Origin of the sequence: Fibrella forsythiae, from assembly GCF_017353175.1 — a bacterium.
Classification (GTDB): domain Bacteria; phylum Bacteroidota; class Bacteroidia; order Cytophagales; family Spirosomataceae; genus Fibrella; species Fibrella forsythiae.
In genome coordinates, this window is sequence record NZ_JAFMYW010000002.1 from 74,009 (window position 1) to 87,377 (window position 13,369).

At 52.8% G+C, this 13,369-nt stretch carries 9 protein-coding genes; 8 read left to right on the top strand and 1 reads right to left on the bottom strand.

What is annotated here, in order from left to right; all coding sequences use genetic code 11:
- Positions 1 to 54: 54 nt before the first annotated feature.
- From odhB to lpdA, 4 genes are all read left to right on the top strand, one after another.
- Complete coding sequence (gene odhB / locus J2I46_RS06475) at positions 55 to 1,707, top strand: 2-oxoglutarate dehydrogenase complex dihydrolipoyllysine-residue succinyltransferase (protein WP_207328182.1); 1,653 nt, start codon at positions 55 to 57, stop codon at positions 1,705 to 1,707.
- A 119-nt stretch (positions 1,708 to 1,826) separates the two neighbouring features.
- Positions 1,827 to 2,057: a DUF4177 domain-containing protein gene (locus J2I46_RS06480; RefSeq protein ID WP_207328184.1), complete on the top strand. Its 231-nt coding sequence runs from the start codon at positions 1,827 to 1,829 to the stop codon at positions 2,055 to 2,057.
- Positions 2,050 to 2,247 (top strand): DUF4177 domain-containing protein, encoded by a 198-nt coding sequence (locus J2I46_RS06485; RefSeq protein WP_207328186.1) that lies wholly within the window; start codon positions 2,050 to 2,052, stop codon positions 2,245 to 2,247. Before J2I46_RS06480 ends, J2I46_RS06485 begins: the two co-directional genes overlap by 8 nt.
- 129 nt (positions 2,248 to 2,376) lie before the next feature.
- Complete coding sequence (gene lpdA / locus J2I46_RS06490; protein ID WP_207328188.1) at positions 2,377 to 3,780, top strand: dihydrolipoyl dehydrogenase; 1,404 nt, start codon at positions 2,377 to 2,379, stop codon at positions 3,778 to 3,780.
- 111 nt (positions 3,781 to 3,891) lie between these two features.
- Here the strand turns inward: lpdA and ypfJ are convergent, their stop codons facing one another.
- Positions 3,892 to 4,749: a KPN_02809 family neutral zinc metallopeptidase gene (gene ypfJ, locus J2I46_RS06495; protein WP_207328190.1), complete on the bottom strand. Its 858-nt coding sequence runs from the start codon at positions 4,747 to 4,749 to the stop codon at positions 3,892 to 3,894.
- A gap of 262 nt (positions 4,750 to 5,011) precedes the next feature.
- On the opposite strand from ypfJ, the gene J2I46_RS06500 reads away from it, so the two are divergent.
- The 4 genes from J2I46_RS06500 (at position 5,012) to J2I46_RS06515 (ending at position 13,105) form a co-directional block, all read left to right on the top strand.
- Positions 5,012 to 7,426 carry an FtsX-like permease family protein gene (locus tag J2I46_RS06500; protein ID WP_207328192.1) on the top strand — a complete coding sequence of 805 codons (2,415 nt, stop codon included), beginning with the start codon at positions 5,012 to 5,014 and terminating at the stop codon, positions 7,424 to 7,426.
- Between the two features lie 52 nt (positions 7,427 to 7,478).
- Complete coding sequence (locus J2I46_RS06505) at positions 7,479 to 8,105, top strand: GIN domain-containing protein (RefSeq protein ID WP_207328194.1); 627 nt, start codon at positions 7,479 to 7,481, stop codon at positions 8,103 to 8,105.
- A 92-nt stretch (positions 8,106 to 8,197) separates the two neighbouring features.
- Positions 8,198 to 10,582, top strand: a complete 2,385-nt coding sequence (locus J2I46_RS06510) for an ABC transporter permease (protein ID WP_207328196.1) — start codon at positions 8,198 to 8,200, stop codon at positions 10,580 to 10,582.
- Positions 10,583 to 10,696: 114 nt separating this feature from the next.
- Positions 10,697 to 13,105 carry an ABC transporter permease gene (locus J2I46_RS06515; protein ID WP_207328200.1) on the top strand — a complete coding sequence of 803 codons (2,409 nt, stop codon included), beginning with the start codon at positions 10,697 to 10,699 and terminating at the stop codon, positions 13,103 to 13,105.
- The last annotated feature ends 264 nt before the right edge of the window (positions 13,106 to 13,369 follow it).

Here is a 13,369-nt window from a genome sequence, read left to right on the forward strand (position 1 = left end):
AGTTGCTTGTGAGCCAGACTTGAAACTTGAAACCTGAAACTTGAAACTGAAAAAATGGCTATCGAAGTAAAAGTCCCCGCTGTGGGTGAATCCATCACCGAAGTCACGGTGGGAGAATGGTTGAAAAAAGAAGGCGATGTAGTGAAACTCGATGAAGTGCTGTGCACGCTCGATTCCGACAAAGCATCATTTGAATTGCCTGCTGAAGCGGAAGGAACCCTACACATAATGGCACAGGCCGGTGATGTGCTTCCCATCGGGGCAACCATCTGCACGATCGAAGCTGCTGGTGCATCGGGCGGTGCGGCTCCGGCGGCCCCGGCGCAACAACCTGCTGAAGCACCCAAAGCTGAAACACCAGCTCCTGAGCCAACGCCCGCCGTACTGGCCGCCGAGACGTCGGACCGTGCTGAGCCAGCCGCTGCTCCTTCGGCCCCGGCGTCGGCTAGCACCGTTGAGGTGAAAATTCCGTCGGTTGGCGAGTCGATCACCGAAGTGACCATTGCCGCCTGGAATAAACAGGATGGTGATACAGTCGCCATGGACGAAACGCTTTGCGAACTTGAGTCTGACAAAGCCACATTTGAATTACCCGCCGAAGTGGCAGGTACATTACGCATTGTAGCCCAGGCCGGTGATACGCTGGCTATCGGTGCTACCATCGCCCGCATCGAGGTAGGTGCTGGAGCATCAACGGCGGCGCCGGCTTCACCAGCTCCAGCCGCCCAGCCTGCTGCTGCTCAGAACGGAAGCGCCAACGGATCGGCTAGCTACGCGGCTAATTTCCCATCGCCAGCGGCGGCCAAAATTCTGGCCGAAAAAGGTGTTGAGGCATCACAGGTTCAGGGTTCGGGCGTAGAAGGACGGATCACGAAAGAAGATGCGATGAAGGCCAGCCCAGCGCCAGCCCCTGCACCACAAGCTCCTGCTGCGCCTGCACCAGTTCCTGCAGCAGCGAAGCCAGCGGCGGCTCCAAGCCCCGCGCCCCAGGCCCCAGCTCCCGGCGCACGTACGCAACGTCGTGAAAAAATGACGTCGCTGCGGAAAACGATTGCCCGTCGGTTGGTGGCTGTGAAAAATGAAACGGCTATGCTGACCACCTTCAACGAGGTGGACATGAAGCCAATCATGGACCTGCGTGGTAAATACAAAGACAAATTCAAAGACAAGCACGCGGTTGGTCTCGGTTTCATGTCGTTTTTCACCAAAGCTATTTGCATGGCCCTGCGTGAATTCCCGGCAGTGAATGCCATGATTGACGGTGACCAAATCCTGTTTAACGATTACTGCGATATTTCAATCGCCGTTTCATCGGATCGCGGTCTGGTAGTGCCCGTTATCCGGAATGCCGAGCAGATGAGCTTCTCGCAGATCGAGAAAGAAATCGTTCGACTGGCCGGTTTGGCTCGTGATAACAAACTGACCATTGAGCAGATGCAGGGTGGTACGTTCACGATCACCAACGGCGGTACGTTCGGCTCTATGCTGTCGACACCTATTATCAATGCGCCGCAATCGGCTATCCTGGGCATGCACAACATCGTTGAGCGGCCGGTAGTGGTAAACGGCGAAATTGTTATCCGTCCGATCATGTACGTGGCTCTCAGCTACGACCACCGCATCATCGATGGCAAAGAATCGGTCAGTTTCCTGGTGCGCGTGAAGCAGCTCCTCGAAGACCCAACACGAATTTTACTGGAAGTTTAAACAAAGGGAGTTTCAGGTTTCAAGTTTCAGGTTTCAAGTGACGCTGCTTATCAACTAGATGGTAGACTAGCAGCGCCACTTGAAACCTGAAACTTGAAACCTGAAACTTTTTTCACATCATGCCCTGGGAATATAAAACACTCAAAACGAAGGTGATGGCGCAGTCACAGTCGATGTTTCGCAACGACGATGCTGCCGAAAGTCCAATGATTCCTTCCGAAGTGGTGGAAGATATTCTGAACGAACAGGGCGAACAGGACTGGGAACTGGTCAACTGTGTACAGCTTGGCAACAGTTCGGTAGGAATTGAACTGCTCTACTTCTTCAAACGATTTTACAGCAATGACTAAGTGGGAATACCTTTCCTTCGATTTGCGTATCAGCGCACTGAATGACTTCCATCAGCAATTAAACGAGTTCGGTGAGTTGGGCTGGGAATTGGTCGGTATGGAGTCGATCGAATCGAAGAGTATCGGCCTTTTCGACAGCGGAGCCGCCACATCCATTATCGTAGTCGTGTTCAAACGGCCGAAGGAGTAGGTGATAGCAACAATAGTTTGCCGGATGGGTAGATGCCACTAAAAGTTACTCCTTACTGTTATGTACTAACAGAGCAGAACCAGTTTATCTGCTCACGATACCTGTTGACGAGTTAATAAAACCTATACTATGCAATACGACGTAATCGTCATCGGCTCTGGGCCGGGCGGCTATACGGGCGCTATTCGGTGCGCACAATTAGGGCTGAAAACGGCCATCATCGAAAAATACGCTACGTTGGGCGGAACCTGCCTCAACGTTGGCTGTATTCCATCAAAAGCGCTGCTCGACTCGTCGGAGCATTATTTCAACGCCAGCCATACCTTCGCTGAGCACGGTATCAAGCTGGATCACCTGGCCGTAGACCTGCCGCAGATGATTGCCCGTAAACAGGACGTGGTTGATCAGACCACCAAGGGCATCGTGTATCTGATGAAGAAGAACAAGATCGACACATTTTATGGTGTTGGTTCGTTTGTAGATGCCAATACGGTAAAGGTTGCCAAGACAGATGGTAGCGCCGACGAAACGATCACGGGTAAAAACATCGTGATCGCAACGGGCTCAAAACCCATGTCGTTCCCATCAATGCCCCTTGACAAAAAGCGGGTTATTACCAGCACAGAAGCGTTAAAACTACCTGAGATTCCAAAGCACCTGATCATTATCGGCGCGGGTGTCATTGGGGCTGAGTTGGGATCAGTGTATGCGCGGCTGGGTGCTAAAGTATCGTTCATCGAGTTTGCCGATTCGATGATCCCGACCATGGATAAAACGATGGGTAAGGAACTGCAGAAGTCGGTGAAGAAGCTTGGTGCCGATTTTTACTTCAAGCATAAAGTGACCAAGGTAGAAAACACGGGTGATGAGGTTGTGGTCAGCATCGATACGCCAAAGGGTGAGCAGATGACTCTGACCGGCGATTATTGCCTGGTATCGGTAGGCCGCAGGCCCTACACCGATGGCCTGAATCTGGAAGCAGCCGGCTTATCTGCTGATCAGCGGGGTAAGATCGAGGTAGACGAACACCTGCGCACAAAGGTGCCGCATATCTATGCACTCGGTGATGTGATCCGGGGCGCTATGCTGGCGCACAAGGCAGAAGAGGAAGGTGTGTTCATTGCTGAAACCGTTGCCGGTCAGAAGCCGCACATTCACTACCGCCTCATTCCGAACGTGGTATACACCTGGCCGGAAGTAGCCGCCGTTGGGTACACGGAAGAAGAAGTGAAAGAGAAAGGTATTCCGTATAAGCTGGGTACGTTCCCGTTTAAAGCGCTGGGCCGTGCCCGTGCGTCGATGGACGTTGATGGCCTGGTGAAGGTACTGGCTCACAAAGAGACTGACGAAATTCTGGGCGTACACATCATTGGTCCACGCGCCGCTGATATCGTTGGCGAAGCTGTTGTTGCCATGGAATTCCGCGCCTCGGCCGAAGACGTTAGCCGGATGTCGCATGCACACCCAACCTACACGGAAGCTTTCAAAGAAGCCTGCCTCGCCGCAACGGACAACCGGGCGATAAATATGTAAGAGAAGGAGGAAAGGGAATAAAGGGAGGAAAGGGAAGAGAGGGATTGCTTACGCCAGCGCAAATACATCGGCGTAAGCAATCCCTTTCTTCCCTCTCTTCCCTTTCCTCCTCTATTGCAACCTCGCGTCTTCGCGGCTGTTGAAGGTGTCGCCCTGGTTGATATCGCCGGTTTCAAACCCTTTTTTGAACCAGTAGGCCCGTTGGGCGGCTGTTCCGTGGGTGAAGCCTTCGGGGGTAACGTACCCCTGCGTGGCTTTCTGAATGTTGTCGTCGCCGATGGCACTAGCGGCTTTCAGTGCTTCTTCCACGTCGCCTGGTTCCAGCACCTTCATTTGCTGAGCATAGTGTGCCCACACACCGGCCAGAAAATCAGCCTGAAGTTCGAGGCGTACAGACAAACGATTGGCATCTGCTTCGCTCATTCGTTCCTGCGCCTGATGCACCTTGGAAAGAATGCCCCATTGATCCTGAATGCTATGCCCAATTTCGTGGGCAATAACATAGGCCATTGCAAAATCGCCGGGGGCATCGAACCGCTGTTTTAATTCGTCGTAGAACGACAAATCGATATACAGCTTTTTATCGCCAGGGCAATAGAAAGGGCCGGACGCTGCTGATGCCATCCCACAACCCGATTGCGTCTGGCCGCGGAAAAGAACAAGCACCGGCTTACGGTATTGTTGCCCTTCCTTAGCCATCACTTCAGTCCAGATGTTTTCTGTGTACGTCAATACACGGCGTGAAAACAGGGCAGCTGCATCGTCGGGCTGAGGGCCTGATGGTGCCTGCTGCGAAACCGCCTGCCCGTCGCCGCCGCTGTTAAGGATTTGTGATGGGTCGCCACCAAGGAGATAAATCACCAGTGCGATCACGACGGTGCCAATGCCACCGCCAACGACCATGCCTCCTCCGCCGCCACCCCGGCGGTCTTCTACGTTATCGCTTTCGCGTCCACCTAACCAGCGCATAGTATCAAGTTTTGAAATAGGGTAGTGTGTTCATTTCTGTTTAACACTGCAAGCTTACCTTTTCTACGGGTAAAATGTTTAATCTGGTTTCGAAAAGTTGTCGTGACACCGGACAGATATCTGTCCATTATCGGACATAGATCATCTGTAAAAAGGCCATATATGCCTTCAGACAGCCTTTTTTGCGGTGTGGCACGGCTGTTGACTTATTGGCTGATCATAGCTGCTGAATGCTACTTATACCTGACGCTCGATATCTTTTATGCTCCAGTCTTACTTCACCATCGCCTTCCGGACACTTCGTCGCAACCGCCTGTATGCCCTGATCAACGTAACGGGTCTTGGCCTGGGAATCGGTTGTGCGCTGTTGCTCTTCGCGCTGGTACGTTACCACTTTCGCACCGATACCCATCACACAAAGTACGACCGGATTTATCAGCTTACCTCAGCGTTTAAAACGCCCGATGGTGATTTCGTTACGCCCGGTGTACCCGAGACGTTTGGGCAGGCCCTGAAAACAGACCACCCCGAGATTGAGCACCTGGCTATGATTGAAGAGTGGGAGGGCCCTATGGTCATTGTACCGGCCGCTACGACTGCAGGTACGTCTACTCTGGATAAAAAATTCAAGGAGGCCGAGGCAAAGGGTGCCTTCACAGAGCCAGCTTATTTTCAGATTTTCGATTATAACTGGGTTGCCGGGGGACCAGCCGATCTAAGCCAGCCAGGTACGTTGGTGCTTAGTGCAAAATCAGCCATCAAGTATTTCGGCACTACAAACGCCTTAGGCCGCATACTGAAACTGGATGGTCGCACCTCAGCGCGGGTGGTCGGGGTTTTTACCGACTACGCAGACAATACCGATTACCCGTATGAACTGATTGGGTCGCGTGCCTCGCTCAAAGACTTTTTCGGCCGTCCGTTCAATGAGAGTTTTACCAATACAAACAGTAGCACGCACTGCTTCGTGACGCTTAATGATACGTACACCCCCGCCAACTGGAACCGCGATTTACCCGCATTTCTGAAAAAGCATAACCCAAATAACGTCAAAAATACCCGTTACCCGCTTACGCCCCTAAGTGAGCTACACTTTGATACCGACTTTTATGGAGTTAGCAAAAATCTGATTTTATCCCTGTTTGTCATTGGGCTGTTTCTGGTCATCACGGCGTGCATCAACTTCGTGAACCTGGCCACGGCGCAGGCCATGAATAGGGCGCGGGAAGTGGGTGTGCGGAAGGTAATGGGTAGCACGCGTAACCAATTGCTTGGCCAGTTTATGGGCGAAACGGCACTGATCGTTCTGCTGGCGATGATGGTAGCCATTGGGGTTTTTAGCTACGGACTGTCACTGGCGCAAACGTACCTGCACGGCGCCTTTCGGTTTACGTTCTATTTCACTCCGTCGGTACTAGGCTGGGTGGCCTTGCTGATGGGAGGGGTTATTCTGCTGGCAGGCCTGTATCCGGCGTTGGTGCTGGCGGGGTTCCGGCCGGTCGTGGCGCTGGCGGGCAAGATCACAACCCGGCAGGCAGGCGGCTTCACCGTACGCCGTGGGCTGGTGGTAACGCAGTTCGCCATCTCGCAGATGCTCGTCATCGGGTTGGTTGTGGTAGCGAGTCAGTTGAACTACGTACAGAATAAAGACCTCGGCTTTAAACAGAATGCCATGCTAACGATCAGGCTACCGTCTACGCCTGAACAGGACCTGAGCAAAATGGCCACGTTCCGTAATCTGGCAACGGCTATGCCCGACGTGACTGGGTTCAGCTATTCCATGAGTGGCCCGCCTCAGTCGGGTTGGGTGAGTCAGACCACTATTCGGTTCGATACGCGGGCTGAAGAAGAAAAATTTGGGCCCCAGCAAGCCTGGATTGATGATAAATACGTGCCTCTATTCGGTCTGAAACTGGTGGCTGGCCGTAACCTGAACCCATCCGACACGATGCGCGAGGCCCTGGTGAATGAAGCGATGGTACGCAAACTGGGTTTTAGCAAACCAGAGCAGGTGTTGGGTAAGTATATTCATAAAGGGGGAAGCCCTTCTATGCCGATTGTGGGCGTACTGAAAGACTTCAACCAGAGTGATTTGAAAAGTGCCATCGGTCCGTCGTTTTTCAGCACGTCGGCGAAGAACTATCACGGGGCCAACCTGCAACTGCAAACAGGCAATTACCAGCGTGTGATCAGTCAGCTGGAGACGGCGTATAATCGGGTGTATCCGGAGAGTTATTTTGATCATCAGTTTGTGGACGATCAGATCGAAGAACGGTACCAGGAAGAGCAGACCATGGGGCGACTGGTCAATTTCTTTGCCGCCGTGGCCCTGCTGATTGGCTGTATGGGTCTATACGGACTGGTGCTGTTTATGGTATCGCAACGCACGAAAGAGATTGGCGTTCGTAAAGTGCTGGGAGCCAGTGTGGCCAGTATTCTGTGGCTGTTCAATCAGGAATTTGTCCGGCTCATCGCGTTCGCTTTCCTGCTGGCTGCCCCGGCCGCCTGGTGGGTGATGAACCAGTGGCTTGAATCCTTTCAATACCGCATCAATTTCGGACCAGCCATTTTTGTGATTGCCCTGCTGGCAACGGTCGTTGTGGCCGTACTGACGGTGAGCTACCAGAGCATCAAAGCCGCGCTGGTGAATCCGGTGAAGAGTTTACGAAGTGAATAGCAGAGGGGTTGGGGCAAATATGCCGCCCCAGGCTCCTACTTCAGGAAAAATTATGAAAACGATATTGATCACCCTGGTGATGCTGTTGCCGCTCGGCAGTTACGCGCAGGATAAGTATGCTGCTTCCAAGGAACTACGGGGTAACGGCCGCCTCATTCGGGAGACGAAAACCGTACGACCATTCGACGGAATCGAGATCGAGCAGTTTCCGGCCAGGGTTGTTGTGGAAGCTGGCGCAACTGAATCGTCGATAACAATCAGTATCGATGAAAATTTACGGCCGTTGTTGCAGATCGAGGAGAAAAATGGTACGCTCAGGCTAGCTTTCAAAGACCTGAACGACAAGCCGTTCTGGGTCAGTAAATCCAGCATCGACGTCGTGATACGAACACCCGAACTAAAACGATTCAGGCACGGGTCAAATAGCGACGTAGCTGTTCATGGCCTGCGTGGCGAGTCGTTTGCGTTCGTCAATGGAGGTAACGGCAATGTACAGCTACAGGGTCGGGTTAGAACCTTGGAGCTGGCCAGCGTAGCCAATGGACATGTTGACGCCGAAGGCCTGCTAACAAAGACTGCCAATGTGATGACCCATGCCAACGCTACTATTCGGGTCAACGCCAACGATGTGAACGAGGTAAGAAAAGCCAATGCCACCGTAATCAACATTGCGAATTAATGTATCGCCGAAATGGTCCGCCGCTGCGGCTCCAGCTTCGGTAGTAAAGAGAAGTTCCTAACTGCCGAAGCTCCAATTTCGGCGCTACAGCCATGCTACAGAACTATATTAAAATCGCGCTCCGAAACTTGTGGAAACATCGCCGGTTTAGTGCGCTGAACATAGTCGGCATGGGTGTCGGCATAGCGGCTGTTGGGCTCATGAGCCTGTACATCATCCATGAGCTTAGCTACGACCGGTTTCATACCAATGCCGACCGGATCGTGCGCGTAGTCCATTATGCCAACTGGCCGGGTGGTAGCCTCCAGTTGGCGCCTACCTCGGCCCCGTACGCGGCAGCACTGAAGAACGACTACCCGGAAGTTGAAAACGTGGTCAGGATTCAGCCCGAGGGTGGGGGACAGATCACCTACAAAGACAAGAAAATGAACATTGGCGACATCATGTTCGCCGATCAGTCGATGTTCGACGTGTTCTCGTTTCCGTTTCTGTACGGTGATCCGGCAACGGCGTTGGCGCAGCCTCAGTGCATCGTTATTACGAAAAGCCTGGCCGAAAAGCTGTTTGGCAGCGTGGATAAAGCCGTTGGACAAACGGTCGAGTTCTCAAATCACTTTCCCAACCGGGTTACGGGCGTTATTGACAACGTACCTGCTACCTCTCATCTGCAATTCAGCGCGCTTCGGTCGCTGCCAGCTAATTACACCAATGGCTGGCAGAACTTCGAGCTGTATACGTACCTGCTGTTGACCAAGAGCACGGACCCAAAATCGCTTGAGGCCAAACTCCCCGGCTTTTTCGAGAAATACATCAGAAAAGAAATGGGCCAGGTGACCTACCGGATGGAGCTTCAACCGCTGACGTCTATTCACTTGCAGTCGCATCTCGACTATGAAATCAGTCCGAACGGGACACTCAGCACCATCTACACCTTCGCCGTTGTTGCCTTCCTGATTCTGCTGATTGCGGGCATCAATTACGTTAATCTGTACACTGTTCGGGCCATTGCCCGTACGCGGGAGGTGGGCGTCAGAAAAGCCGTTGGATCACGCCGTGGGCAGCTCATCAGCCAATTTCTGACCGAATCGATGATCATGGCTTTTCTGGCTGGTGGCATGGGCATACTGCTGGCCAATCTTTTCCTGCCACTGTTTAACGAATTGGCAGGTAAAACTCTGTTTATTGGTGAATACGGGCTGCTCACGACGGCTGCGGCGCTGATCGCCTTTACGGTGTTGCTTGGGCTGGCAAGCGGTTTGTATCCCGCCCTGCTTTTATCTGGCTTTCGGCCGGTGACGGCGCTGAAAGGGCGGCTGGCGCCCCACTCAACCAATGGCCAATTCCAGCAGGCACTGGTTGTCTTCCAGTTTGTAGCGGCCGTAGCGCTGATCAGTTGCTCGTGGGTGATTTATCGGCAGATGAACTTCGTGGCGCACAAGAACCTGGGCTTCAACAAAGATCAGGTGCTAACGTTTCACCTGGATGGCGATGCGGTACGTACCCAGATTCGGGCGCTGAAAGCAGAGTTGACCAAAAGTCCGCTGATTGAACAGGTTGCCGCTGCCAGCAACCCGATTGGCAATAATAATATCGGTACCAACGCCATGTTCTTCGAACAGAACGGTGTGAAGCCAACCAGTACGCAGGTGGTGCAAACCTTTTCAGTGGATGCCGATTACCTGGGTACGTTACAGGCCAAATTGCTCAAAGGCCGCCACTTTACCGACGCTGTCAGTGACCGGATGGGAGCAGTGCTGGTAAACGAATCACTGGTGAAAAAGATGGGCTGGCAGCGGCCGATCGGTAAGCGTGTCTGGTATTTTCTGGGGAAAGACCAAACCGTTGAAGCGCAGGTTGTGGGCGTCGTGAAGGATTTTCATACGTATTCGCTCCAGCATAAGATTGAGCCGCTGGTATTGCAGATGCCTGCCCCGTCGGAACAAGATAACCTGTATGTCAGGATTCAACCCGCCAAAACGGCCGAGGCTTTGGCATACATCAAATCGGTATACCGGAAATTTGATCCCAGCGCCGAAGTAAGCTTCCATTTTCTGGACGAGAATTTCTCGCAACAGTACAAAGCCGAACAGAAGCAGGGGCAGATACTGCTGACGTTAACGGTCCTGGCTATTCTGATCTCCTGCCTTGGCCTGTTCGGATTGGCTGCCTACGCTGCCGATGTGCGCACGAAAGAGATTGGTGTGCGCAAAGTGCTGGGCGCCAGCGTAACCAGTATTGTCACATTGCTTTCGAAAGACTTCCTGAAACTGGTCCTGATTGCCATTGTCATTGCCACGCCACTGGCCTGGTATGCCATGACTCAATGGCTGGCGGGCTTTGCCTATAAGACTGCTATTGAATGGTGGGGCTTCGTGCTGTCAGGTACGTTAGCCTTGACGGTCGCCCTGGTAACGGTGAGTTTCCAGAGCATCAAAGCCGCGTTGATGAACCCGGTGAAGAGTTTGCGAACAGAGTGACGGCAGTACCGGAATGGTCCGCCGCTGCGGCTCCAGCTTCGGTAGTTGTTGATAATGCCTAACTACCGAAGCTGAAGCCGTAGCGGCAGACCGGTTCGGTGCTACATCACGATCATGCTTCAGAACTACATCAAAATTGCCTTTCGCAACTTGTGGAAGAGCAAGGTCTATTCAGGGACCAACATCATTGGGTTAGCCCTGGGGCTTGCCTGTTGCATCGCCATTGGCCTTTACATTATTGACGAGCTTCACTACGACAAGTTTCATAGTAAGCTCGCCCGGATCTATCGGGTTGTGTCGCACCAAAAACAGGCCGACGGCGTATACAACGTGGCCGTAACGCCTGGTCCGCTGGCGCCAACACTGACTGCTGATTTTCCGGAAGTAGAAGAGGCAACCCGAATCGGGCGGTGGCGGGGTACGTTGAGTCGAGGCACCCAAACGGTCGAGGCTGAATCGATGCTGATTACAGAGACGTCATTCTTTAAGCTATTTGATTTTCCACTGGTGGCGGGTAATGCAAAAAAAGCGTTGACAACCCCGAATGACGTCGTGATCAGTGAAGCAATGGCGTTGCGGCTTTTCGGCGAAAACTGGTCGAAGCAGGGTGTTTTGGGCCAACCGCTGGTGTTCAATAACGAAACTCCGTTTGTCATTGGTGGCGTAGCCAAGACGCCACCAACGCATTCCAGCATCCAGTTTGATGTGTTGCTACCTTACAAATGGCTGGAGAAAACGGACAAATGGAGCCAGAAGTGGAATAGCAACAACTACCACACCTACGTGTTACTGAAGCCTGAAGCCGCCGAACTGTCGAATCTGGCCGGTTTTTCGGAAAAGCTTGGTGGGCAACTGAATCGCTATACACCAACTGAAGATAAGCTCTATCTACAACCAATGCGTGATAGTTATCTGAGATCAAAATTCGATTTTGATACTGATTGGGGGCAGCGGAGTGACATGCTGTATATCCGCATTTTTCTGGCGGTCGGGCTGATTTTGCTTCTGATAGCCGTAGTCAACTTCATCAACCTGGCTACGGCGCGAGCATCGCAACGGGCACGGGAAGTGGGTGTTCGCAAAACGATTGGCGCGCAACGTACCTGGCTGGTGATGCAGTTTCTGGGCGAGGCCTTACTGATGACCTGCCTGGCGGTGGCCATGTCGCTGCTGCTGGTGCAGACGCTGTTACCCTTGTTCAACGAACTGGCCGCCAAAACGCTGGCACTGCCTTTCGATGAACCGTATTTCTGGCTGGCACTGGCTGGACTTACACTCGTGGTTAGCCTGCTGACAGGACTATATCCTGCTTTCTACCTGTCGTCGTTCCGGCCGGCGCAGATACTGAAAGGTACGGGTGCCGCTCAGGCATTGTCGGTGCAGTCGGGTCGGGTGTTCCGGCAGTCGCTGGTGGTGGGGCAGTTTGCGCTGGCCGTTGGGCTGGTTATTGGCAGCGTGGTCATTTACCGCCAACTCGCCTTCGTTCAAAACAAGAAACTTGGGTTTGATCAGTCGCAGCTGATGTATGTCCGCCTGAAAGGGGAACTGAGCAACAAGGTCATGCCCTTTAAACAGGCGGTTCAGCAATTGCCTGGCGTAAGCATCGCAACGCCAACAACCGGCGCGCTGGTCGACATGAACAATCAGGGCGATATTGAATGGGAAGGGCAGCAGCCAAATGATAAGTTTCTGATCACGAACATGAATGTAGACCCTGATTTTGTGGCTACTACGGGTATGAAACTGGCAGCGGGCCGGAATTTCTCATGGCGTATTCCGTCCGACACTTCAGGGACAATGGGCGCCTTTATGCTGAACGAAACCGCCGCTAAACGCATGGGCTGGACGCCGGAGCAGGCTATTGGCAAACGCCTGAAATTCTGGGGACCGTCGGGTGTTGTGGTGGGCGTGCTGAAGGATTTTCATTTCAGGCCCCTGCGCGTAGCGATAGAGCCGTTCATCTTCCGGTTTCGGCCCGACAATCCGTATTTTAATCTGTTGGTGAAAACGAAGCCCGGTGCTGTACCACAGACGATCGCGGGCATAACGACACTGTATAAAAAACTAGAGCCAGCTACTCCGATCAGTTACGGTTTCGTTGATCAGGAACTGGATGCGCAGTATCGGGCCGAACAACGCATGGGGCGTATTATCCTATACTTCTCCATCCTCTCGATCTTCGTTTCCTGCCTGGGGCTGTTTGGGCTCACCACCTTCACGGCCGAAGCACGCACCAAAGAAATTGGTGTGCGCAAAGTGCTGGGTGCCAGCATAAGCAGCATTGTGATGTTGTTATCGAAAGATTTCCTGAAGCCAGTACTGGTTGCGATCGTCATTGCCAGCCCCATTGCCTGGTACGCCATGACCAACTGGCTGCGTGATTTCGCCTATAAAGTTGACCTCGACTGGTGGATGTTCGCGCTCTCAGGTACGTTAGCCATTGGCATCGCCATGCTCACTGTCAGCTTTCAGAGCATCAAAGCCGCCCTGATGAATCCGGTAAACGCACTAAGAACGGAGTAAGGGGAGGAAAGGGAGTAAGGGGAGGAAAGGGAAGAACGGAGTTGACGCGTAAGCAATCCCTTTCCTCCGTGGCAAATCCGGTGAAGAGTTTACGAACTGAATAGAGACCGGCCTCTGCCCATCAAACCGGACAACCATCTGTCCGAAACTGGACAAACTACCTGAAACTAAAGGCCATTTCTGTATTAGAAGCGACCTTTTTATGTTTTGGTACGTACCTTGTATAACATACTACCGACGACTTATAGTAGGTACGTCGACTTT

What these genes read in the sequence shown, in the direction of transcription:
- J2I46_RS06505 (WP_207328194.1), top strand. Translation starts at nt 7,479, where the DNA reads ATGAAAACGATATTGATCACCCTGGTGATGCTGTTGCCGCTCGGCAGT.
- J2I46_RS06515 (WP_207328200.1), top strand. Translation starts at nt 10,697, where the DNA reads ATGCTTCAGAACTACATCAAAATTGCCTTTCGCAACTTGTGGAAGAGC.
- lpdA (WP_207328188.1), top strand. Translation starts at nt 2,377, where the DNA reads ATGCAATACGACGTAATCGTCATCGGCTCTGGGCCGGGCGGCTATACG.
- ypfJ (WP_207328190.1), bottom strand. Translation starts at nt 4,749, where the DNA reads ATGCGCTGGTTAGGTGGACGCGAAAGCGATAACGTAGAAGACCGCCGG.
- J2I46_RS06500 (WP_207328192.1), top strand. Translation starts at nt 5,012, where the DNA reads ATGCTCCAGTCTTACTTCACCATCGCCTTCCGGACACTTCGTCGCAAC.
- J2I46_RS06485 (WP_207328186.1), top strand. Translation starts at nt 2,050, where the DNA reads ATGACTAAGTGGGAATACCTTTCCTTCGATTTGCGTATCAGCGCACTG.
- odhB (WP_207328182.1), top strand. Translation starts at nt 55, where the DNA reads ATGGCTATCGAAGTAAAAGTCCCCGCTGTGGGTGAATCCATCACCGAA.
- J2I46_RS06480 (WP_207328184.1), top strand. Translation starts at nt 1,827, where the DNA reads ATGCCCTGGGAATATAAAACACTCAAAACGAAGGTGATGGCGCAGTCA.
- J2I46_RS06510 (WP_207328196.1), top strand. Translation starts at nt 8,198, where the DNA reads ATGCTACAGAACTATATTAAAATCGCGCTCCGAAACTTGTGGAAACAT.